This window comes from Flavobacterium johnsoniae, from assembly GCF_001879205.1.
GTDB lineage: Bacteria > Bacteroidota > Bacteroidia > Flavobacteriales > Flavobacteriaceae > Flavobacterium > Flavobacterium johnsoniae_A.
Genome location: NZ_MLFK01000013.1, coordinates 17456 through 37569, shown reverse-complemented (window position 1 = coordinate 37569; position 20114 = coordinate 17456). Strand labels below are relative to the sequence as shown.

The following is a 20114-nucleotide window of genomic DNA, read 5'->3' as shown; positions in this document are numbered from 1 at the left end:
ATATTAAAACGACAGGTTTCTTCTTACAATTATTTTTTATTTTTATTTAGAATCGGAATTTAACGCCTAAACCAACGTCAAATCCAAAATTGTCATCATCATAGTATCCAGAACCAATTTCAGGTCTTGCATCTAATGACAGTGTGATTGGCACTTCTGAAAATCTGTATTCGATACCAATATCTCCGGCTGCAAAAACGTAAGTTCCGCTGTCGTTATATCGATAATTATTGTTGTAATAATCGTGATCCCAAGCGGCTAAACCACCCCCAACACCTGCATACCAGTTAAATCCGCCGTCGATGTTCCAAACCCATTGGTAAAGAGCAACTCCTTTTATAGCATCTACATCGCTGCTATTTCTCCAGCCTAAATCAAATTCAAGTCTGTTTTTTTGGTTTAATCCTAACTGGTAGGATACCTCTCCTCCAAATCCGTTATTGTCTCCTAAACGTATCCCTAAAGCGTTTTTTGAAATTTCTTGAGATTGAGCCGTAAATGCTAATCCAAAAAGCATAATGGCAGATAATATGATCTTCTTCATAAAATGGTTAATTAATTTTTGTCAAATTTAGATTTCCTTGTTTATGAAGAACGTATAATATTTTTAGAAATTGTTATATAATTCACATTTTTTGAATTTTCGAAGCATCCAAAAGTTAACAAAAACGGCTGCAGGTACTTTAAACGCTGATTTTTTAGTTATTTCTTAAGAATAATATTAGACAGCATCTGAGATGTTAAAATGTCTTCCATTTCAAACAGATTTTCTTCTTCAGTAAAATGGGTATGCGTGTACGAATATAATTTCCAGCGTTTTTTATGGTATTCGAGTGCTGTTAAGTTTTCGACCCAATCTCCTGAATTTAAATATAATGTAGATCCGTATTTGTTTTCTTTAGTCAGTATTTTAGGTTCGTGTATATGACCGCATATTACATAATCGTAGTTTTTTTCGATTGCCAGGTCAGTGGCGGTAGTTTCGAAATCGGAGATAAATTTCACCGCTTTTTTTACACTGGCTTTTATTTTTTTAGAAAAAGAATACGGTTCACGTCCTAATTTTGCTAAACACCAATTTGCAAAACGATTTGTGAGAATTAAATAATCATAACCTAAACCGCCCAGTTTTGCAATCCATTTAGAATGTTGTACAGAGGCATCAAAAACATCTCCGTGAAAAATCCAGGCTTTTTTGTCATCTAATTCTAAAACTAATTTATCAACCAGTGAAAAATTCCCCATATTCATATCGCTGAATTTTCGAAGAATTTCATCGTGATTTCCAGTGATGTAATACACTTTTGTCCCTTTTGAAGCCATCCCGATTATACGCTGGATAACCCTTAAATGTGCTTTTGGAAAGTAAGATTTTCTAAACTGCCAGGCATCAATTATATCGCCATTTAAGACTAAGGTTTTGGGTTTAATGGTTGATAGATAGTTGTTTAGCTCTTTTGCGTGACTTCCGTAAGTTCCCAAATGGACATCAGAGATAATGACCAATTCGACATTTCGTTTTTTCAATTTTTCTTATTTTGAAGTTCTACAAATGAATGAATATCTAACTGGATTTGTTTTATCAAAAGGTTACTAATTTGAGGTCAATTTTAATAAATTGTGATTTTTAAACTGTTTAATCTTTAATTAATATTACCAATTTTTAATTTTTTAATTTAATTCATAAAACTTACATTTGCTCAAAACTAATTACAATGGCAGGAAATAGCTACGGCACCCTATATAAAGTTACCACATTTGGAGAATCTCATGGTGAAGCTTTAGGCGGTATTATAGACGGTTGTCCATCAGGGATAGAACTTGATTTAGAAGCAATTGAAGTTGAAATGTCTCGCAGAAAACCGGGACAGTCGGCAATAGTAACACAAAGAAAAGAACCAGACAGCGTTCAGTTCTTATCTGGAATATTTGAAGGTAAAACTACAGGGACCCCTATTGGTTTTATTATTCCGAATACCAATCAAAAATCAGACGATTACTCTCATATAAAAGATAATTACAGACCAAGTCATGCCGATTATGTGTATGATCAAAAATATGGTTTTCGTGATTATCGTGGCGGCGGAAGAAGTTCTGCACGCGAAACAGCAAGCAGAGTAGTAGCAGGGGCGATTGCAAAACAAATGCTTCCTGAAATTAAAATTAATGCTTATGTGTCTTCTGTTGGGCCAATTCATTTAGATACGCCTTATCAGGATTTAGATTTTTCTAAAATAGAAAGCAATCCCGTGCGTTGTCCAGATGAGAAGTCGGCAGCGATTATGGAAGAATATATTCGTGATATTCGCAAACAGGGAGATACTGTTGGCGGCGTGGTTTCATGTGTTATTCAAAATGTTCCGGTTGGTTTAGGCGAACCTGTTTTTGATAAATTGCATGCCGAATTAGGAAAAGCAATGCTTTCTATTAATGCTGTAAAAGGTTTTGAGTACGGAAGCGGTTTCTCTGGTTCTGAAATGAAAGGAAGTGAGCATAACGATTTATATAATCCGGACGGAACTACAAAAACAAATCTTTCAGGAGGAATCCAGGGAGGAATAAGCAACGGAATGGATATTTATTTTAGAGTAGCTTTTAAACCTGTTGCGACTATCATGCAGACTCAGGACTCTCTTGATAATAAAGGAAACATAACACCAATGACCGGAAAAGGGCGTCATGATCCGTGTGTTGTGCCTCGTGCAGTGCCAATCGTTGAGGCGATGGCGGCAATTGTTTTGGCTGATTTTTATTTGATCAACAAAACATATTAAAAAAAGTAAGACAGTGAGGGTCTTATATTTTAATAATCAAAAAGTAAATTAATGCAAGTTACAGAAAACAAAAAGAAATCGTTTTTTTCAGGATTAACCGGGCAGATTATTATTGCGATGGTGCTTGGAGCAGCTTTGGGAATTATTATTCACAATTCAATTTCCCAAGAAGCGGCAGTATCATTTAGTAATAAAATAAAAATGCTTGCCACAATCTTTATCAGATTAGTGCAAATGATTATTGCTCCTTTGGTTTTTACCACTTTAGTAGTGGGAATTGCCAAATTAGGCGATATAAAAACCGTTGGAAGAGTTGGCGGAAAAGCGCTTGGCTGGTTTTTTACCGCTTCTTTTATATCCTTATTAATTGGATTATTCTTTGTGAATGTTTTAAAACCAGGAGTTGGTTTAAAATTAGATCACGTAGATATGGCTGCGGCTACTGAAGTTACGGCTAAAACAAAAATATTATCTGTTGAAAATTTTGTGGAACATATTGTTCCTAAAAGTATTTTTGAGTCACTGGCAACTAATGAAATTTTACAAATTGTAATATTCTCTATCTTTTTTGGACTAGCAGCTGCTTCATTAGGAAGTACGGTAAAACCAATTATAAATGCATTTGATAAAGCTTCGCATATTGTTTTAAAAATGGTAAACTATGTAATGAACTTTGCTCCAATTGGAGTTTTTGGTGCTATTGCAGGAGTATTTGCTATTAGAGATGCAGAAGAATTAATTATTACCTATTTTAAATTTTTCGGGTCATTTTTAGTCGGAATTAGTACGTTATGGGTTGTTTTGATAGTGGTAGGTTATATTTTCTTAAAAGGAAGAATGACAGAATTATTAAGACGCATTGTAGGGCCGTTAGCAATTGCTTTTGGAACGACAAGCAGTGAGGCTGTTTTTCCTAAATTGACAGAAGAATTAGAGGATTTTGGAGTAAAAGATAAAATTGTAGCATTTATGCTGCCTCTTGGATATTCGTTTAATCTGGACGGAAGTATGATGTACATGACTTTTGCCAGTATTTTTATTGCTCAGTTTTATGGAGTACATCTGGATTTAGGGACACAAATGGCTATGCTTTTGGTTTTAATGTTAACCAGTAAAGGTATTGCGGGTGTGCCCAGAGCGAGTTTGGTTATTGTGGCTGCTACCTGCGGAATGTTTAAAATTCCGGTTGAAGGTATTGCCTTGATTTTGCCAATTGATCATTTCTGTGATATGTTTAGAAGTGCAACAAATGTACTTGGAAACGCACTGGCAACTTCGGTTGTTGGAAAATGGGAAGGAAATGACGATTCTGATACCGTACTGGAAAATTAATTGCTTTTGTAAGAAAAGCAAGAACAGAATAGCTGGAAAAGAAAAGCTGTATTTTTATAGGAAATACAGCTTTTTTTTATTTTTAAGTGTATATTTGATAAAACTAGCCGATTGATGCCCCACATACGGATTTTTTTATTTGTATTACTCTTTCTGAATTGTTTCAGCAATTTGGCTGTCGGTCAATCTGAACCAGTTTCGGAGTCACGGATTAATAAACTTGTTAAACAAGCCTGGAACGATTTTAAAGATTCTAATTTCGAGAAATCGCTCATTACTTCACGTGTTGCATTAAATTACGCTACAGCGGCCAAGAATAATGTTTTAATAGCAAAATCCTACAAAGTTATTGCCGGCAATTATAATGAACTTTCTGAGTTTGATAAAGCAATTTTCTTTTACAACAAAGGGTTGTACTACGCCAACAAAACCAATAATGATTCTCTAAAATACAGCCTTAATAATAATATTGGCAACATTTATTGTTTTGAGAAAAAACAATTCGATAAAGGAATTAATTATTACAAAAAATCAATTGCATACAGCTTAAAAACAAACGATATCAGTCAGGTTTATTTTACCAATGTAAATATTGCCTGGGCATATTTTGATATTGGAAGGTTTAGAGAAGGATATCCATACCTAAAATTTGTGGGTAATAATATCGAAAAGTACGGCGATGAATCTACAGAAATTATTGTTTATATGCTAAATGGCATGTATGCTAACTTTATTGATGCTGATGATGCTGCAAATTCTTATTTTTTAAAAGCAATTGCAGCCGGAAAGAACAGTGATGAACAATCAGATTTGTCCTATGCACATTTGGAGTATTCAAAATTCTTGACCAAAATAAAGAATTATAAGGAGGCATATAAACATCTTGTCTTGTTTAATGAAATTACCGAAGAACTTTATAATCAGGAAAAACTAAAAAAAGCTTCAATTGCTGGTTTTAATTTAGAACTAGACGAATACAAAAGGCAAATTGATAAAATTGAAAACGAGAAAACCTCTCAGTCTCAAAGTCTTAAAAAATCCCGAATTATCGTTATATTGTTTATTCTCATCTCTTTTATTCTGCTTTTCTTGATTGTAACACTGATTAAGAATATAGGATTTAAGAAGAAACACAATTTAGAGCTTTTACAGGCAAAAGAAATCGCAGAGGAAGCCTCAGTGCTCAAAACACAATTTATTTCGACTATAAGCCACGAATTGCGTACGCCGCTCTATGGTGTGGTAGGAATAACAAACATGCTTCTCGAAGAACATAAAGAATTATCACAGAGCCAGCATTTAAGTGCTTTGAAATTTTCGGCCAGATATTTGCTTTCACTGGTTAATGATATATTGCAGATTAATAAGATTGAAGAGAATAAAGTGGTGCTTGAAAATCTAACATTTAATATTTCTGATGAAATTTCAATGATTAAAAACTCACTTTCTTTTTTATCTCAAAAGAATAACAATAAAATAAGCGTTGAAATAGATGAATATATTCCGGAATATTTAATTGGTGATAAACTGCGTCTGGCACAGATTTTAATGAACCTGGTTAGTAATGCATTAAAATTTACCAAAGACGGAGAAGTTGAAATTATCGTAAAATTAGACAGGATAGAAGGGAAGTTTTATTATCTCGATTTTTTAATTAAAGATAACGGGGTAGGAATTGCAGCAGTAGATCAGAATAAAATATTTGAAAAATTTGTTCAGGTAGGAAGAAAAGATGAAGATTATCAGGGAACTGGTTTGGGACTTAGTATTGTAAAAAGATTATTGGGGCTTTTTGGGAGTACAATTACCCTGGAAAGTGATCTTGGCGCCGGAACTTCATTTTCATTTGTTATTCCGTTTGAGCATGATCCATTAAAAACACAAAAAATTATTGAAGATATCGAAGTAGATTTAACATCCAGCGAAATTTATAAAATTCTTATTGTCGAAGATAATTTGATTAATCAGTTAGTGACCAAAAAAATCATTGAAAAAAACAATTTTATCTGTAAAGTTGTCGATGACGGTTTTGGAGCTTTGGCAATATTAGAAAAAGAAGGTTTTGATCTCATTTTAATGGATATTAACATGCCATTAATGAATGGATTTGAAACAACAAAAAGGATTCGTTTATTGGGTATAAAAACCCCAATCGTGGCTCTGACCGCTTTTGATAAAGATGAAATTACTGATGAAGCAATTTCATCCGGAATGAATGATATTATTGTAAAACCGTTTGAACCGGTAAAATTATTTAAAATTTTAAATTACTTAATTACAGAAGCAAAAAACGCCGGTTAATACCAGCGTTTTTTATTTTGTTTTGAAGCACTCGATTTTCTCGATTTGTGAGCACCGCCGCTTCTGTTTGAATTTTTAGGTTTTTCGCCAGCTTCCGGACTTCCTGCGTGCCATGGATAAGGATGATCTGTAATAATTTTTACATCAACTTTTATCAATTTCTTAATGTCTTTCCAGTAAGGTTCTTCATCTTTACCGCAAAAAGAAATTGCAATTCCTCCATTTCCTGCACGTCCAGTACGGCCTATACGGTGTACGTAGGTTTCCGGTATATTTGGTAAATCAAAATTGATTACATACGGTAATTGATCAATGTCAATTCCTCTTGCTGCAATATCTGTAGCTACCAGTACGCCGACTTCCTTATTTTTAAACGCATCCAAAACACGTTGTCTTGCATTTTGAGATTTATCTCCGTGAATTGCTTCAGCCGGAATATCTTTTTTTCGAAGTGCTTTTACTACATTATCAGCGCCGTGTTTGGTTCTCGAAAAAACAAGCACATTTGATAAATTCTCATTTTTAATTAAATGATACAGTAAATTTCTTTTTTCTGTTTTGTCAACAAAATAAATACGCTGTTCTACATTTTCTGCAGTTGATGAAACCGGAGAAACTTCTACTTTTTCCGGATCCTGCAGAAACATTTCAGCCAATTCGCGAATCGCTAACGGCATGGTGGCAGAGAACAATAAAGTTTGTCTGTTTTTAGGAGTAAGCTTTACAATCTTTTTTACATCGTTTATAAAACCCATATCCAGCATCTGATCGGCTTCATCTAAAACTAAAGTGTGTAAATGATTTAAATCCAGAAAACCTTGTTTTTGTAAATCTAACAATCGGCCTGGTGTTGCAACCAAAACATCGACACCATTTTTTAGTGCATCAACCTGCGGATTTTGAGAAACTCCTCCAAAAATCGTTAATTGTGTTAAATTGGTGTATTTAGAATAGGTGTCAAAACTTTGACCTATTTGAACCGCCAATTCACGTGTAGGAGTTACAATAAGAGCACGAATTTGTTTTGCTTTTTTTGATGAGCCTACAATTCGGTGCAGCTGGTGTATAATTGGAATTGCAAATGCCGCAGTTTTTCCGGTACCGGTTTGCGCACAGCCAATCAAATCTCGTCCGGCTAATACAATCGGAATAGATTTTTCCTGAATGGGAGTGGGGTTTAGGTAGCCTTCTTCAAATACGGCCTTTTGTATACTTTTTGAAAGTGATAAATCTTCGAATAACATATCTTACTAATTAAGAATTTTAGTTTTAAGTACTAAATTCTGTGCAAAGATAGGTTTATTCGGTCAATCGTTTATTTGAATCTTGTATTATTTGGAAAATGTGTGGTTTTAAGCCAGTTGAACTTCAGTGTAATTTCTCTTTTTCGTTGTTGGCTTTTATAAAATCGGTTACCAGGTAGCCAATTAATTTTCCAATTAAATTATTGTTTGGAGAATCGGCTAAATCTGGTGCGCCTTCGCAGATATGTAAATAGGCCGCGTTTTTGTGCTGTCCAAAAAACGAAATAAACTGTCTTAATTCTTCTACCGAAAAGCCGCTTATTGTCATAGCACTGCTGGCAATATTAGGAATAGCATCCAAATCAATTTCAATTCCAAATGAATCTGTTTTTATAAATTCGAGTGCAAGTGCCATTTCTCTGCTAAAATCTTTTTCTTTTCGAATATTAACACTGTCGTACGTATTGTAACGAACGCGGTCTTCAAGTTTTTTAATAATATCTAATACACTTTTGGAAGTATAGTTTTCGTGAAGACCAAAAATGAAATATTTCTTTAAAAATCCTTCTTCATAAGCATACGAAAAGCCATTACCGCTGTGTCGTCCTTCCAGAATTCTAAAATCAGAATGGGCATCAAAATTAATAGCATTGATTGGTTTTCCTTTGGCTAAAGCAGAACCTTTAATGTTACCGTAAGCATTATTATGACCGCCGCCAATAATAATTGGTGTTTTTCCGGCTTTTATTATCTTGAAAATAATATGAGAAACTTCTTTGTCTATTTTTTCGACTAACTGACTTAATTTTGAACGATCGTCGATATCGTTAAAATCTAAATTTTCGACATCACGCATTTCCTGAGCCACATCTAATTGTCCTAAAACAATAATCTGGCTTCCTTTAGAAAAACGATTGTGCTGAATGTTGGCAATACTTTTAATAGCATTTTCCCAGGCCGATGCCGCACCAGGTCTTCCGTAATTGGCGCGTACACCAATATCTTCTGGTATTCCTAAAAGGACGTATTTTGCCTCTGATTCTTGCAAAAACTTGATTTTGTCAACTCCTTTTGGAAGGACAATCATTTTTTCTCCGAATTTTATTTCACCACTACGATGATTTGTGACTTTTGCCAAATCATTGACAGTAAAAGGAATCAATTTCTCCATGAAAAAAATTTATTTTCCAAAAATAATATAATTGTAACAACTTACGTTATTAAGATATATTAATTCTTAAATTTGTTTTTAAAGAAAATTATTAAATATGGAAAACCCAAAGAACAACAACAATTCAAGTCTAAAAGCGGTTATAGCGGTTTTAGCAGTCCTACTGATTGGTAGCTTAGTGTATATTTTTAAATTATCTTCTGATACTGATGTAGTTAAGACAGAACTTACAACTACAATGACAGAAAAAGAATCTGTTATGAAAGATCTTCAGGAATTAAAAGCAACTTATGATGCTGCAATTGCTGAAAATACTTCAATGTCTGATGAATTAATTCAGGAAAGAGATAAAGTTGTCGCTTTAATGGATGATTTAAATAAATCTAAAGGTGATGTTTCTAAATACAGATCTCAAGTTCAGGCAATGCAGGGTAAAATGAAAACTTTGGTTGCTGAGAATGACGAATTGAAAAAACAAAATGGTGTTTTAACAGTTCAAAGAGATAGTACAATTACTGTATTAGGAGAATCTAAAAAATACAATGAAGTACTTGTAGGACAAAATGAAGAGCTTGCAAAAACAGTTGAAAAAGGTGCTAAATTATCTGTTTTGAACACTAAAACTTCAGCTTATAAATTGAAAAGCTCTGGAAAACAAATTGAAACAGACAAAGCAAGTCGTGCCGATGTCTTAAAAGTAAGTTTTACTATTGCTGAAAACCAAATTGCAAAATCTGGAGATAAAACGTATTATGTACAAGTTATTGATGCAAAAAATAACGTTTTAGGCGAGAAAAAAACAGAGAGTTTTGGAGATAATACTTTAACATACAGTTTTAAAACAACTGTGAAGTATGAAAACAAAACAGTAAATGTTACAGAAGATCTTCCTGGAAAAGATTTTGCTAAAGGAACTTATTTTATCAATGTTTTTGATAATGATGAATTAGTTTCTAAAACAAGTTTCAGCTTGAGATAATCTATCTCGCAAAATAAATACCACATAAAAAAGGTCTGCAGATTTATTTGCAGACCTTTTTTCTTTTTATATCTCTTTTGCTGTTTAAAATTCCAGCCTTGTATTCAATTATGTCCTCTTATATAATTTGGCCTTCAACAAAAACATTTTCAATTAAATTGCTCCCAAAGGCATAAGGAATCTGGTAATAAGATGAAATAGGTTTTGTCAGGATTAAATTGGCTTTTTTGCCTTTTGTGATGCTTCCGTGGGTTTCTGAAAGTCCCATTGCATAAGCGCCGTTTATTGTTGCCGCATTTATGGCTTCTTCGGGAGTCATTTTCATTTTGATACATGCTGTTGCAACAACAAAGTTCATGTTTCCTGATGGAGTAGAACCGGGATTAAAATCTGTTGCCAGGGCCAAAGGTAAACCCGCTTTAATCATTTCGCGCGCCGGTGTGTAAGGTATGCTTAAAAAATACGAACACGAAGGTAATGCGACCGGCATCGTTTCGGTGCCTTTTAAAGCTTCAATATCTTCCGGGTTCATAACTTCTAGATGATCGACAGAAAGTGCCTTATATTTAATTCCGGCCTGAATACCGCCAATAGAATTAAATTGATTGACATGAATTTTTGGCTTTAAGCCAAAATCAATTCCGGCCTGCATGATTTTTTCGGTTTCTTCAACAGAAAAATAACCGCTTTCGCAGAAAACATCAACATAATCTGCCAGTTTATTTTGGGCAATTTCCGGAAGCATTTGGTTAATGATTTCGTCAATATATCCTTCTTTGTTTTCTTTGTAATGCGTTGGAAAAGCATGAGCCCCCAAGAAGGTAGCTTTTATTGAAATTGGATAATTTTCAGCCAGTTTTTTAATTACACTAAGCATTTTCAATTCACCTTCGATCGTTAATCCGTAACCAGATTTTATTTCGACAGCTCCGGTTCCTAAATGCATTACTTCTTCTAAACGAATTTTTGACTGCTCATAAATTTCTTCTTCTGAGGTTTCGTTTAATTTTTTAGCCGAATTTAGAATACCGCCGCCTCTATTAGCGATTTGTTCGTATGTAAATCCGTTAATGCGGTCTACAAATTCCTGTTCGCGATTTCCTGCATATACAATATGCGTATGACTGTCGCACCAAGAAGGAAGGACAACTTTTCCTGTGGCATCTATAATCTTATCGGCGTTAATTTCAGGAAGATTTTCCATTGGGCCAAAATCAGCAATAAGATTATCTTTTATAAGTAAGAAAGCATTTTTGATGGTAGGAAGTTCCGCCATTTCAGCTCCTGAAACTTTAGCGATTGAAGTTTCACGAACCTGAAGCAGCTCTTGTATGTTTTTTATTAATGTTGTCATTTTTGGGATTGTTATAAAAGACAAATTTCACAAATTATCACGAACTAATCTGTGAAATCTGTGAAATTCGTGTTTTTATTTTTTTTATTTTTCTATTCCGAAACAGTTATTTCGAACAGTTTGTCCCAGTATTTACCAGTAACAAAGATGGTTTTAGTTTGAGGATTGTAGGCAATTCCGTTTAAAACTTCTGCATTTTTAGATTTCACTGATTTACGTAAACCAGAAAGATCCAATATTCCTTCAACTGCACCAGAAGTTGGATTTACAATCGCAATAGCATCTTTTTGCCAAACATTTACATAGAATTTTCCGTTGATTAATTCTAATTCGTTGATAGCTTTAATTTTTGAAGACCCAGAATATACGTTAATGTAATCAACTAATTTTTGCGTATTTGGATCCATTTTCCAAATTTTTTCCGTTCCGTCTGAGTGATAAATGTATTTGCCGTCATTTGTCATTCCCCAGCCCTCGATATCTTTATCGTATTTGAATGTTTTATCTAATTTGAAAGTTTTAGCATCGTAAATGAAACCTGTTTTTTCCTGCCAGCTTAATTGGTAGATTTTTCCATTGATAAAAGTAATTCCTTCTCCAAAATACTCTTTTGGAAGATCAACCTGTTTGATTACTTTTCCAGTTTTATAATCTACAGATCTAAAGTATGAATCTTCTTTTTGGCCTGTACTTTCAAATAAAAGGCCATCATGAAATTCTAATCCTTCTGTAAAAGCAGTAGTATCGTGAGGGAAGGTATTAACCATTTTATACTTTAATAATTTTGGTTCAACATTCGAAACTATTTCAATGCGTTTTGTAGCATCAGATGAATCTCCTCCAAAATAAGCAGTAGCTTTTAAATATTGATAACCCAGTTTTTGATCTTTTAATTCAAATTTAAATTTTTCTGATCCTTTTTGGCTTCCCACTTTTTTGTCGTTAACGAAGTAAACAACGCTGTCAATTTCTTTCGAATTTGGATTTAAAATTCCGATTGAAACAGCTTCTTGTGGTAAAAAATGGGCAGGAAAAGCAGAATCGTCGATAGTAAACAAAGAATTTTCACCTTTTTTTGTGCCTTTACATCCAATTAATGTGATTCCTAATAAAATGACAGTTAGGAAGTTATATTTTTTCATAGTTAAAAATTTGAATAAGCCAATATACGACGTTATTTTTATAGCAGCAAAGCTCTTGCAAAAATATAAAAAGATTGTATATTTGCACCGGCAAGTCCTACACGACCAGCTCCTGCAGACTCCCCCAGGATGGGAACATAGCAAGGGTACGTGGTTGAGCGGTGCGATGTAGGTCGCTTGCCATTTTTTTTTTTAGTGTCCTGAAATTTTTCAGGATTTTTTTTTAGAATTAATTTAAATGTAGTCTTCCTTATGGAGGATTTTTTTATTTTTGGACCTGTCGGAAGTTAGAAGCTATTTGTAAGAGGTTAAAAGTTTTAGCTGTTGCATTCAATTCTACGTATAGACAATCACATTTAACTTATAACATTTAATCTATAACCGACAAATGAATAAAGTCGTTTTAATTACCGGAGGATCCTCAGGGATTGGAAAATCAATTGGAGAATTTTTGCATAAAAAAGGTTTCGTAGTATATGGTACTAGTCGAAATCCTGAGAAAGTTTTGAATTCGATTTTTCCCTTAGTTGCTTTAGATGTTCGAAGTGCTGATTCTATACGAAAGGCTGTTGCCAAGATTATTAACACTTCTGGAAGATTAGATATTGTGATTAATAATGCGGGAGTTGGAATTACGGGGCCTTTGGAAGAAATTCCGATGGAAGAAATTAAAAACAATTTTGAAACCAATTTCTTTGGGCCAATTGAAGTGATGAAAGCTGTTTTACCACAAATGCGCGAACAGAAATCAGGTTTGATTATCAATATTACTTCTATTGCGGCTTATATGGGGCTGCCTTACAGAAGCGTTTACTCGGCGTCAAAAGGGGCTTTGGAATTGATTACAGAGGCTTTACGAATGGAAGTAAAACAATTTGGAGTTGAAATTACAAATGTTGCGCCGGGCGATTTTGCTACCAATATTGCTTCTGGGCGTTATCATGCACCGGTTGTAAAAGGATCTGCTTATGAAAAAGTTTATGGCGATACGCTGGCGACAATGAACGAACATGTTGATGCAGGGAGCAATCCGAGTGAAATGGCCGAAGCAATTTATAAAATCATACAAACAGAAAAGCCAAAAGTACATTATAAGGTTGGCGTGTTCATGCAGAAATTTTCGATTGTACTAAAACGTGCACTTCCGGATAAAGTGTATGAAAAAATGTTAATGAATCATTACAAACTATAATATACTATTGGGGCAATTTTTGAGATTATGCTGCAGGTATGAAAATTTCAAATTTTGCTCCTTGATTTACAACTCCTTCTGCTTTAATAAATCCATTGTGGTTTTCTACAATTCTTTTTACAATCGTAAGTCCAATTCCGGTGCTGTTTAATGATCTGGTTTGTAATACCTGAAATAATCCAAAAATTTTGTCACTATAAGCCTGATCGAATCCTATTCCGTTGTCTGAAATGGTGATGAGTTTATATTTCTGATCTGGCAGAAGCTGATCATTATTTAATTCCTGTTTGTTTCCTGTTTTAGAAGTTATGCTTATAACGAGTTTTTTATGAGGATTTGAGAATTTTAATGAATTACTGATAAGGTTATACATTAACTGCCTGAACTGAAATTCGATTACATTTAAACTTCCAAGATTTTCTATTTCGAATATCACATTTTTGTTTTCTGTTTCTTCGCTAAAGTCTTCAATAACATGGTTTAAGATTGTATTGAGGTCTTTTAATTCGAATTTCCTTTCGTCGAATTTCGTTTTAGAGTAGGTAAGGAGATCATTGATTAAATTCTGCATTCTAAAAGCCGAACTTTTAATTTTTTGAAAAGCGGCTTTGGCTTTTTCAGATAATTTGTTTTCTTCTTCACGCTCGATAAGATCTGTATAAAGCTGAATTTTTCTTAAAGGTTCCTGAAGATCATGACTCGAAATGTAGTTAAAAGCTTCGAGCTCGGTATTCATTTTTTTTAGTGAATTGTTTTTCTCAATAAGTTTTTTTTCTGCATCAGATATTAGTTTGTCTGCTTCTTTCTTTTCGACTTCATTTTTCTTTAAAAGATTGTTTTTTTCGCTTAAAAGTGTTTTGTCTGCCTGGGCTTGCTCTACAGCGCTTAAGTGAAAGGAGATTAACTCAGCAAATAAATTGAACATTTCGCTTACTTTGAAATCTTTTAATTTATTTGGTTTAGGATCGATAGCGCATAAAGTGCCAAAAAAACTTCCGTCCTGACGTATAATGGGAACAGAGATATAACTCTGCAGATTGTACATTATTGGGGTATGATGATTGTGATAATCAGGATCTTCGCTTACGTTGTCTATAATTACAGCTTTAGGATTTTGTCTGATTTCGTCGCAGATTGTAGTTTTTACTTGTAATTCGTCTCCAGGTTTCAGCCCGAATTCTAAATTGTCTAAAGCGCTGCATGTTATCCATCGGTCCTCCGTTACTCTGGCAATAGCAGCAAACCCCATACCTGTGGTTTGGCATATTACATTAAGTAAATTAGGGACAATTGAAATATTTTTAATATTAATTATATCTTGTTTGAAATTTTCTTCGGACACTGAGGTAGTTGTTTTAATTTTTTAAAAATACAATATTATTGTGGTTTGTGTCAAATTATTGAGGCGTATAGTTATAATTATTTCTTAGTTTTTAATCTTTAAAAAATTATAAATTGTAATTTTGCAGCTGAATTTGCGTGAGGGATAGAAGCTAACTACCGAAGTAGTGCGGATAGCCCGACCATATTTATAAAAGGCGCACATAAGCAGTTTGATGAGTGCGCCTTTTATAAATGTGGTCACGCCCAGTAAATCAACACAATTTAAATATAATAGATTATGAAATTTTTTATTGACACAGCTAATTTAGCTCAAATTAAAGAAGCACAGGCTTTAGGTGTTTTGGATGGTGTAACAACTAATCCGTCATTAATGGCGAAAGAGGGAATTACAGGAAAAAACAACATTTTAAAGCATTATGTTGACATTTGCAATCTTGTAGAAGGTGATGTTAGTGCTGAAGTTAATGCTCTTGATTATGATGGAATGATTAAGGAAGGTGAAGAGCTGGCTGAATTGCATGACCAAATCGTTGTAAAACTGCCTATGACCAAAGAAGGTGTTATGGCTGCAAAATATTTTTCTGATAAAGGAATTAAAACTAACGTAACTCTTGTTTTTTCTGTAGGACAGGCGCTTTTGGCTGCTAAAGCCGGAGCTACTTATGTTTCTCCGTTTGTTGGTCGTTTAGATGATATTTCAACAGATGGTTTAAACTTAATTCAGGAAATTAGAGAAGTTTATGATAACTACGGTTACGAAACTCAAATTTTAGCTGCTTCTGTGCGTCACACTATGCATATTGTAAACTGCGCTAAAATTGGTGCTGATGTTATGACTGGACCTCTTTCTGCAATTTACGGATTGTTGAAACACCCACTGACAGATATCGGTTTAGCTCAGTTTGTTGCTGACTTCGAGAAAGGAAATAAATAATACTTAGATACTTATAAAATTAAAATCGTCTTTTTTCTAACGAGAAAAGGCGATTTTTTTTACTTTTATATGAAACTTAAATGATTGAATATGAAAGTTATACTGATTCTGCTGTCTTTTTTTGCTGTAAATGTATCAATATATGCACAAGAAGCTAAGGTTTTAAAAAGTGTGAACGATGCCGGAGATGTGGCAACATTTGAGTTGGATTGTTCAGCTCAATTTCAGAGTTTGGCCAAAGGGCTTCGTTATAATATTACGAGGCATGAATTTAAAGGTCCGGAATTAAAAAATACGTATAGACTACTTTTGGTTATGGACGGATTTTATTCTAAAACGTTAAATAAGGAAATGACGATCTCGGCAGTTTTAAATGACGGAACTACTATTCAAGCCAAAAAGATTATTGAAGATGACGGCTTTTTTGATGGCGCCTGCACTTTGAAAATTAAGGATCCGCAAGCGCTTTTAAAGGCTGATATTGATAAAGTTATTGTACATGCTGATAAAGATGTTGTTTATCCGTTATCAGAACAAAATAAAGCGGTTTTTAAAAAGAATCTGGCTAATATTATTAATGCTAAATAGAAAGAGATTAAAGGCACTGAGGTTCTAAGTGACTAAGGTTATTTGTGAAAATAGCTGTTCTTTTAAATAAAAATTCCAAATCCCAGTCATTATGAAACTGGAATTTGGAATTTTAAATTTAATTCTTTTTATAAATTTTTAGTGACCTCCGCCTTCGCTTTCAACGTGGTTGATTCCTTGTCTTTTTAAGATTTTAGGGCAGTAAAAACCGTAAAAACCTAAATATGCAAAACCAAGAAGTGGTACTATATAAGAGAAATGTGTCCAGGTGATTCCGAAGATTCCGTCAGGTTTTGTCAGGTCTAAATCACAAATACTTCCTTGAACCAAAGGAATAACTCCTCCTCCAAGAATCATCATGATTAAGAATGAAGATGCTTTTCCTGTGTTTTTTCCTAAACCTGCGATCGCTAAATCGAAGATAGAAGGCCACATGATAGACAAGAACAATCCGCCAGAAATAAAGAAAAATTTAGCAATTTCCGGGTTTGGCCAAGCTAATCCGGCAACCATCATTAATAAACCTGAAATTCCGAAAAGCATTAATGTTTTTCCAGCATTTTTTCCTCCCACAAAACTTACTGCGATGAACAATAAAATCCAGATTGGATAAATATAGAACGCAGAAACGTCGTGTGCTGCAAAAATGTTTGCTCCAATAATAACTCCAAATGCAATAGCAGGAACAATGAATTTTAAAGCGGTATTAACTAAATTTGAAGTATTGAAAACGTTTACACCACCATTCCAACGACCAATCATTAAACTTCCCCAATAAAGGGCGATAAATGGAGCGATGGCATCTTCTAATACATTTCCAAATTCTGCGGTATGTAATAAAGCCGGTAAATTACTAATAATAGTTACCTCAGTACCTACATAAATAAAGATCCCCAACATTCCTAAATACAATTGCGGGTAATCAAGAATATTAAATTTTTCGTGTGCTGTTTTAACAACAACTTCTTCTTTTTCAGGGTCTTCTATTTTAGAGAAATTCATAAAAATGGCTACTGCAATAAAAGCAAGACCAAGAATGATGAAAGGTAATTTTATGTCTTCTAAAGAAAGAGATGTGTTTTTGTTATCTCCCATTCCGAATAAAGCAATACCCAAAAGGATAGCACCAATCGTTGTTCCAAATGAGTTGATACCTCCTGCTAAAGTTAAACGGTGCGCCCCTGTGGCAGGACTACCCATTTTAATTGCTAGAGGATTTGCTACAATTTGCTGAATTGAAAAGCCTAAACCAACAGTAAACAAAGCGGTTAAGAAGAAAGGGAAACTTTCCATAGTCGCAGCCGGAACGAATAAAAATGATCCAACAGCAGAAAGAAGTAAACCAGCCGAAAGTGTTTTCTTATAACCGAATTTTTGCAGTACATCTAATTTTAATGAAACTAAAAAGAAGATTATAGAACCTACAAAATACGCAGCATAAAATGCCCAAGCTACTAGTTGTGATTGAACTTGAGATAAAGTAAAGACTTTTTTGAATACTGGAATCAGGATATCATTGGCCGAACCAACGAAACCCCAAAAGAAGAAGACGATTATCAATGAGATAAACTGTCCCCATTTGGTTTGAACATTTTCTGAACTCATAATTGTAATAAGGTTAATTTTTAATAAAAATTGTTTTTTGAAGACCGTAAATATATTTGTTACATGAATCAAAAAAAAATTATTGATTGAAAATAATGTTAAATTTAAACGAACAGCATCATTTATTCAACAATGTGTTAATTTATTGAGAGTTAGAAATGTTAAAGTTTTATTCGAGAATTCTGTTTTTTACGTCTTTGCTGTAATTTCTTCCTATAGGAATAGTGTAAGACTGTATCTGAATGCGGTTTCCTTCAATAGATTTCACTTTATTTAAGGCAATTACGTACGATTTGTGTATGCGTAAAAAGCGGTCTCCCGGCAATTCCTCAGATAAAGAAGTTAAAGATTTATGAGTGATATAGGTTTTATCTGCGGTTACAACTTTTATATATTCTTTCATTCCTTCGATAAAAAGAATTTCTTCAATATTAATTTTCATCATTTTTTTATCAACCTTAATAAAAATATGCGAATCACCTTTTGTGGTGTCAATCTTAATATTGTTTTTTAAATTGTATTCGGTTGTAATTTTATTGATGCATTTGATGAATCTTGGCAGCGGAATAGGTTTTACTAAATAATCTAAAACATCAAGGTCATAGCTTTCTGCTGCAAATTCTCTAAAGGCTGTTGTGATAATAACTTTTGTTTTGTTTTCGATTAAACTGATTAACTCGAAACCGGTCATCATGGGCATATTGATATCTAGAAAAACAGCATCAACAGAAGTACTGTTTATAAAATCCAATGCTTCCAGCGAATTATTGAATGTGCCAATAACTTCAAAATCTGTAAAATTGTTAAAGTAATTTTGCAGCACTTTTATAGCTAAAGGCTCATCATCGATCAATACACATTTAATCTTCATTCTGAATAGGTATTTGCAAACGGATTATATAGTAATTTAGTTTTGTTGTGTCTTTTAAACTGAAATGATTTTTGTAAATTAATTTTAGTCTCTTCTTTGTGTTAACTAAACCAATACCGCCTTTGGACTTAAGATTTTGTGAAATTACAAAATTATTTAAGATTTCAAAGTCTAACATTTTATTGTCGGTAACTTTACAATTGATTTTTATTTTCAGGTTATTATTGTTTATTCCCCCGTGTTTAAAGGCATTTTCGACCAAAGAAATGAATATTAGCGGAGGAACTACAATATCTTCAATATTCGATTCTAAATTGATGGTGACTTCTACGTTTTCAAATCGCAGTTTTTCAATTTCAATATAATTCTGGATATAATCGATCTCCTTAATAAGAGGGACAAACTTGGTACCTTTTACATCATACAAAACATACTCCATTAAATTTGAAAGTTTGATGATAACGTCTGGCACCTTATCTGAAGATTCCAGCGATAAGGCATAAAGATTATTTAAGGTATTGAAAAAAAAATGCGGCTGGATTTGATTTTCGAGGTATTTCAGTTTGATTTTGAATTGGTTTTCTCTCAAAGACCTGTTTCGTTCTCTTTCACGAAGCCATGTGAGGGTCAGGTAAACAGACGAAGCCATTGCCAGAACATATAATTCTCCTATGCAGACTGCGAGAATATGGTTAATATCAAAAGGATGGTATTCTCTATTTGCCTCCGGCCAAATATTTTCGGATATAATATAATAGGTCAAAGCTGTTTTTAGCAGATAAATTCCAAAAAGGCTTGTTATTAATGCAAGAGTGTAGGTAATATATTTTTGTTTAAGTACATATTTGGGTACTAAAACAAAAAGATTAAAATATACCAGAGGGATGTGCAACGAGAATTCAATCAGGTTCGATTTGAACGAATAAGGATAATCATTAAAGTACGCACCCCAGCGTAAAAAGTTGAGGGTGAAATAACTTCCCCAAAACCAAATGTGATTTTGAAGCTTTATGTCAAATTTTAATTTTTGAATATCGCTCAACTTTTTTTTAACGTTTTGTTATTATTTGTTTGGGACTTGTAATTCTTGTGCAACTTTAAACAATTACTTGGTAAAACGCAATTCTTTTGAATAAAATTTTATAAAAAAAGGCAATTAATATTTTATTTTAAGGGTATATCGTTTTCGTAAAACATAATGTTGAATGTTTTATGTCGTTTGTTTAAAAAATTTAGCCGTTTGTATAAAATATTTTTTTTAACAGTACCTTAACAATAAATTT

At 33.4% G+C, this 20114-nt stretch carries 17 protein-coding genes and 1 other RNA gene; 8 read left to right on the top strand and 10 right to left on the bottom strand.

Annotated elements, in window-relative coordinates:
- Window positions 1-46: 46 nt before the first annotated feature.
- Window positions 47-544, bottom strand: a complete 498-nt coding sequence (locus tag BKM63_RS22150; RefSeq protein ID WP_071638763.1) for a hypothetical protein — start codon at window positions 542-544, stop codon at window positions 47-49.
- Window positions 545-702: 158 nt separating this feature from the next.
- Window positions 703-1527 (bottom strand): UDP-2,3-diacylglucosamine diphosphatase, encoded by an 825-nt coding sequence (locus tag BKM63_RS22145; RefSeq protein ID WP_071638762.1) that lies wholly within the window; start codon window positions 1525-1527, stop codon window positions 703-705.
- A gap of 188 nt (window positions 1528-1715) precedes the next feature.
- Here BKM63_RS22145 and aroC point away from each other — a divergent pair, with 188 nt between their 5' ends.
- From aroC to BKM63_RS22130, 3 genes are all read left to right on the top strand, one after another.
- Window positions 1716-2774 carry a chorismate synthase gene (aroC, locus tag BKM63_RS22140; RefSeq protein WP_071638761.1) on the top strand — a complete coding sequence of 353 codons (1059 nt, stop codon included), beginning with the start codon at window positions 1716-1718 and terminating at the stop codon, window positions 2772-2774.
- A gap of 51 nt (window positions 2775-2825) precedes the next feature.
- On the top strand, window positions 2826-4106 hold the full coding sequence (locus BKM63_RS22135) for a dicarboxylate/amino acid:cation symporter (RefSeq protein ID WP_071638760.1): 1281 nt from the start codon (window positions 2826-2828) through the stop codon (window positions 4104-4106).
- A gap of 171 nt (window positions 4107-4277) precedes the next feature.
- Complete coding sequence (locus BKM63_RS22130; protein ID WP_242661215.1) at window positions 4278-6407, top strand: response regulator; 2130 nt, start codon at window positions 4278-4280, stop codon at window positions 6405-6407.
- On the opposite strand, the gene BKM63_RS22125 is transcribed toward BKM63_RS22130, so the two are convergent.
- Window positions 6404-7651, bottom strand: coding sequence for a DEAD/DEAH box helicase (locus BKM63_RS22125; protein WP_071638758.1), 1248 nt, complete (start codon window positions 7649-7651; stop codon window positions 6404-6406). The genes BKM63_RS22130 and BKM63_RS22125 overlap by 4 nt on opposite strands.
- A gap of 124 nt (window positions 7652-7775) precedes the next feature.
- Window positions 7776-8822 (bottom strand): formimidoylglutamase, encoded by a 1047-nt coding sequence (locus BKM63_RS22120; protein WP_071638757.1) that lies wholly within the window; start codon window positions 8820-8822, stop codon window positions 7776-7778.
- A 97-nt stretch (window positions 8823-8919) separates the two neighbouring features.
- On the opposite strand from BKM63_RS22120, the gene BKM63_RS22115 reads away from it, so the two are divergent.
- A complete protein-coding gene (locus BKM63_RS22115) occupies window positions 8920-9801 on the top strand; it encodes a hypothetical protein (protein ID WP_071638756.1) in 882 nt (293 codons plus the stop codon).
- Window positions 9802-9919: 118 nt separating this feature from the next.
- Here the strand turns inward: BKM63_RS22115 and hutI are convergent, their stop codons facing one another.
- Both hutI and BKM63_RS22105 read right to left on the bottom strand, forming a co-directional pair.
- Entirely contained in the window at window positions 9920-11155 is a 1236-nt protein-coding gene (hutI, locus tag BKM63_RS22110) for an imidazolonepropionase (protein ID WP_071638755.1), read from the bottom strand.
- A gap of 92 nt (window positions 11156-11247) precedes the next feature.
- Window positions 11248-12297, bottom strand: a complete 1050-nt coding sequence (locus BKM63_RS22105) for a glutaminyl-peptide cyclotransferase (RefSeq protein WP_071638754.1) — start codon at window positions 12295-12297, stop codon at window positions 11248-11250.
- 88 nt (window positions 12298-12385) lie between these two features.
- On the opposite strand from BKM63_RS22105, the gene ffs reads away from it, so the two are divergent.
- An RNA gene (gene ffs, locus BKM63_RS22100) (signal recognition particle sRNA small type) lies at window positions 12386-12483 on the top strand.
- A gap of 202 nt (window positions 12484-12685) precedes the next feature.
- A complete protein-coding gene (locus BKM63_RS22095; protein ID WP_071638753.1) occupies window positions 12686-13489 on the top strand; it encodes an SDR family oxidoreductase in 804 nt (267 codons plus the stop codon).
- Window positions 13490-13514: 25 nt separating this feature from the next.
- Here BKM63_RS22095 and BKM63_RS22090 read toward each other — a convergent pair whose 3' ends face one another.
- Window positions 13515-14831, bottom strand: coding sequence for a GAF domain-containing sensor histidine kinase (locus tag BKM63_RS22090; RefSeq protein ID WP_071638752.1), 1317 nt, complete (start codon window positions 14829-14831; stop codon window positions 13515-13517).
- A 279-nt stretch (window positions 14832-15110) separates the two neighbouring features.
- Here BKM63_RS22090 and fsa point away from each other — a divergent pair, with 279 nt between their 5' ends.
- Window positions 15111-15767 (top strand): fructose-6-phosphate aldolase, encoded by a 657-nt coding sequence (fsa, locus tag BKM63_RS22085; protein ID WP_071638751.1) that lies wholly within the window; start codon window positions 15111-15113, stop codon window positions 15765-15767.
- A 90-nt stretch (window positions 15768-15857) separates the two neighbouring features.
- The gene (locus BKM63_RS22080) at window positions 15858-16355 is read left to right on the top strand and encodes a hypothetical protein (RefSeq protein ID WP_071638750.1); all 498 of its coding nucleotides are present in this window, start codon (window positions 15858-15860) and stop codon (window positions 16353-16355) included.
- A gap of 138 nt (window positions 16356-16493) precedes the next feature.
- Here BKM63_RS22080 and BKM63_RS22075 read toward each other — a convergent pair whose 3' ends face one another.
- The 3 genes from BKM63_RS22075 to BKM63_RS22065 all read right to left on the bottom strand — a co-directional run bounded on the left by BKM63_RS22075 (window position 16494) and on the right by BKM63_RS22065 (window position 19873).
- Window positions 16494-17960, bottom strand: a complete 1467-nt coding sequence (locus tag BKM63_RS22075) for an MFS transporter (RefSeq protein ID WP_071638749.1) — start codon at window positions 17958-17960, stop codon at window positions 16494-16496.
- Between the two features lie 169 nt (window positions 17961-18129).
- Window positions 18130-18831, bottom strand: a complete 702-nt coding sequence (locus BKM63_RS22070; protein WP_071638748.1) for a LytR/AlgR family response regulator transcription factor — start codon at window positions 18829-18831, stop codon at window positions 18130-18132.
- Window positions 18821-19873 carry a sensor histidine kinase gene (locus BKM63_RS22065; protein WP_071638747.1) on the bottom strand — a complete coding sequence of 351 codons (1053 nt, stop codon included), beginning with the start codon at window positions 19871-19873 and terminating at the stop codon, window positions 18821-18823. Before BKM63_RS22065 ends, BKM63_RS22070 begins: the two co-directional genes overlap by 11 nt.
- Window positions 19874-20114 lie beyond the last annotated feature (241 nt).

Coding starts and splice junctions, on each gene's coding strand:
- BKM63_RS22150 (WP_071638763.1), bottom strand. CDS start 544: ATGAAGAAGATCATATTATCTGCCATTATGCTTTTTGGATTAGCATTT.
- aroC (WP_071638761.1), top strand. CDS start 1,716: ATGGCAGGAAATAGCTACGGCACCCTATATAAAGTTACCACATTTGGA.
- BKM63_RS22135 (WP_071638760.1), top strand. CDS start 2,826: ATGCAAGTTACAGAAAACAAAAAGAAATCGTTTTTTTCAGGATTAACC.
- BKM63_RS22125 (WP_071638758.1), bottom strand. CDS start 7,651: ATGTTATTCGAAGATTTATCACTTTCAAAAAGTATACAAAAGGCCGTA.
- BKM63_RS22120 (WP_071638757.1), bottom strand. CDS start 8,822: ATGGAGAAATTGATTCCTTTTACTGTCAATGATTTGGCAAAAGTCACA.
- BKM63_RS22115 (WP_071638756.1), top strand. CDS start 8,920: ATGGAAAACCCAAAGAACAACAACAATTCAAGTCTAAAAGCGGTTATA.
- hutI (WP_071638755.1), bottom strand. CDS start 11,155: ATGACAACATTAATAAAAAACATACAAGAGCTGCTTCAGGTTCGTGAA.
- BKM63_RS22105 (WP_071638754.1), bottom strand. CDS start 12,297: ATGAAAAAATATAACTTCCTAACTGTCATTTTATTAGGAATCACATTA.
- BKM63_RS22095 (WP_071638753.1), top strand. CDS start 12,686: ATGAATAAAGTCGTTTTAATTACCGGAGGATCCTCAGGGATTGGAAAA.
- fsa (WP_071638751.1), top strand. CDS start 15,111: ATGAAATTTTTTATTGACACAGCTAATTTAGCTCAAATTAAAGAAGCA.
- BKM63_RS22080 (WP_071638750.1), top strand. CDS start 15,858: ATGAAAGTTATACTGATTCTGCTGTCTTTTTTTGCTGTAAATGTATCA.
- BKM63_RS22075 (WP_071638749.1), bottom strand. CDS start 17,960: ATGAGTTCAGAAAATGTTCAAACCAAATGGGGACAGTTTATCTCATTG.
- BKM63_RS22070 (WP_071638748.1), bottom strand. CDS start 18,831: ATGAAGATTAAATGTGTATTGATCGATGATGAGCCTTTAGCTATAAAA.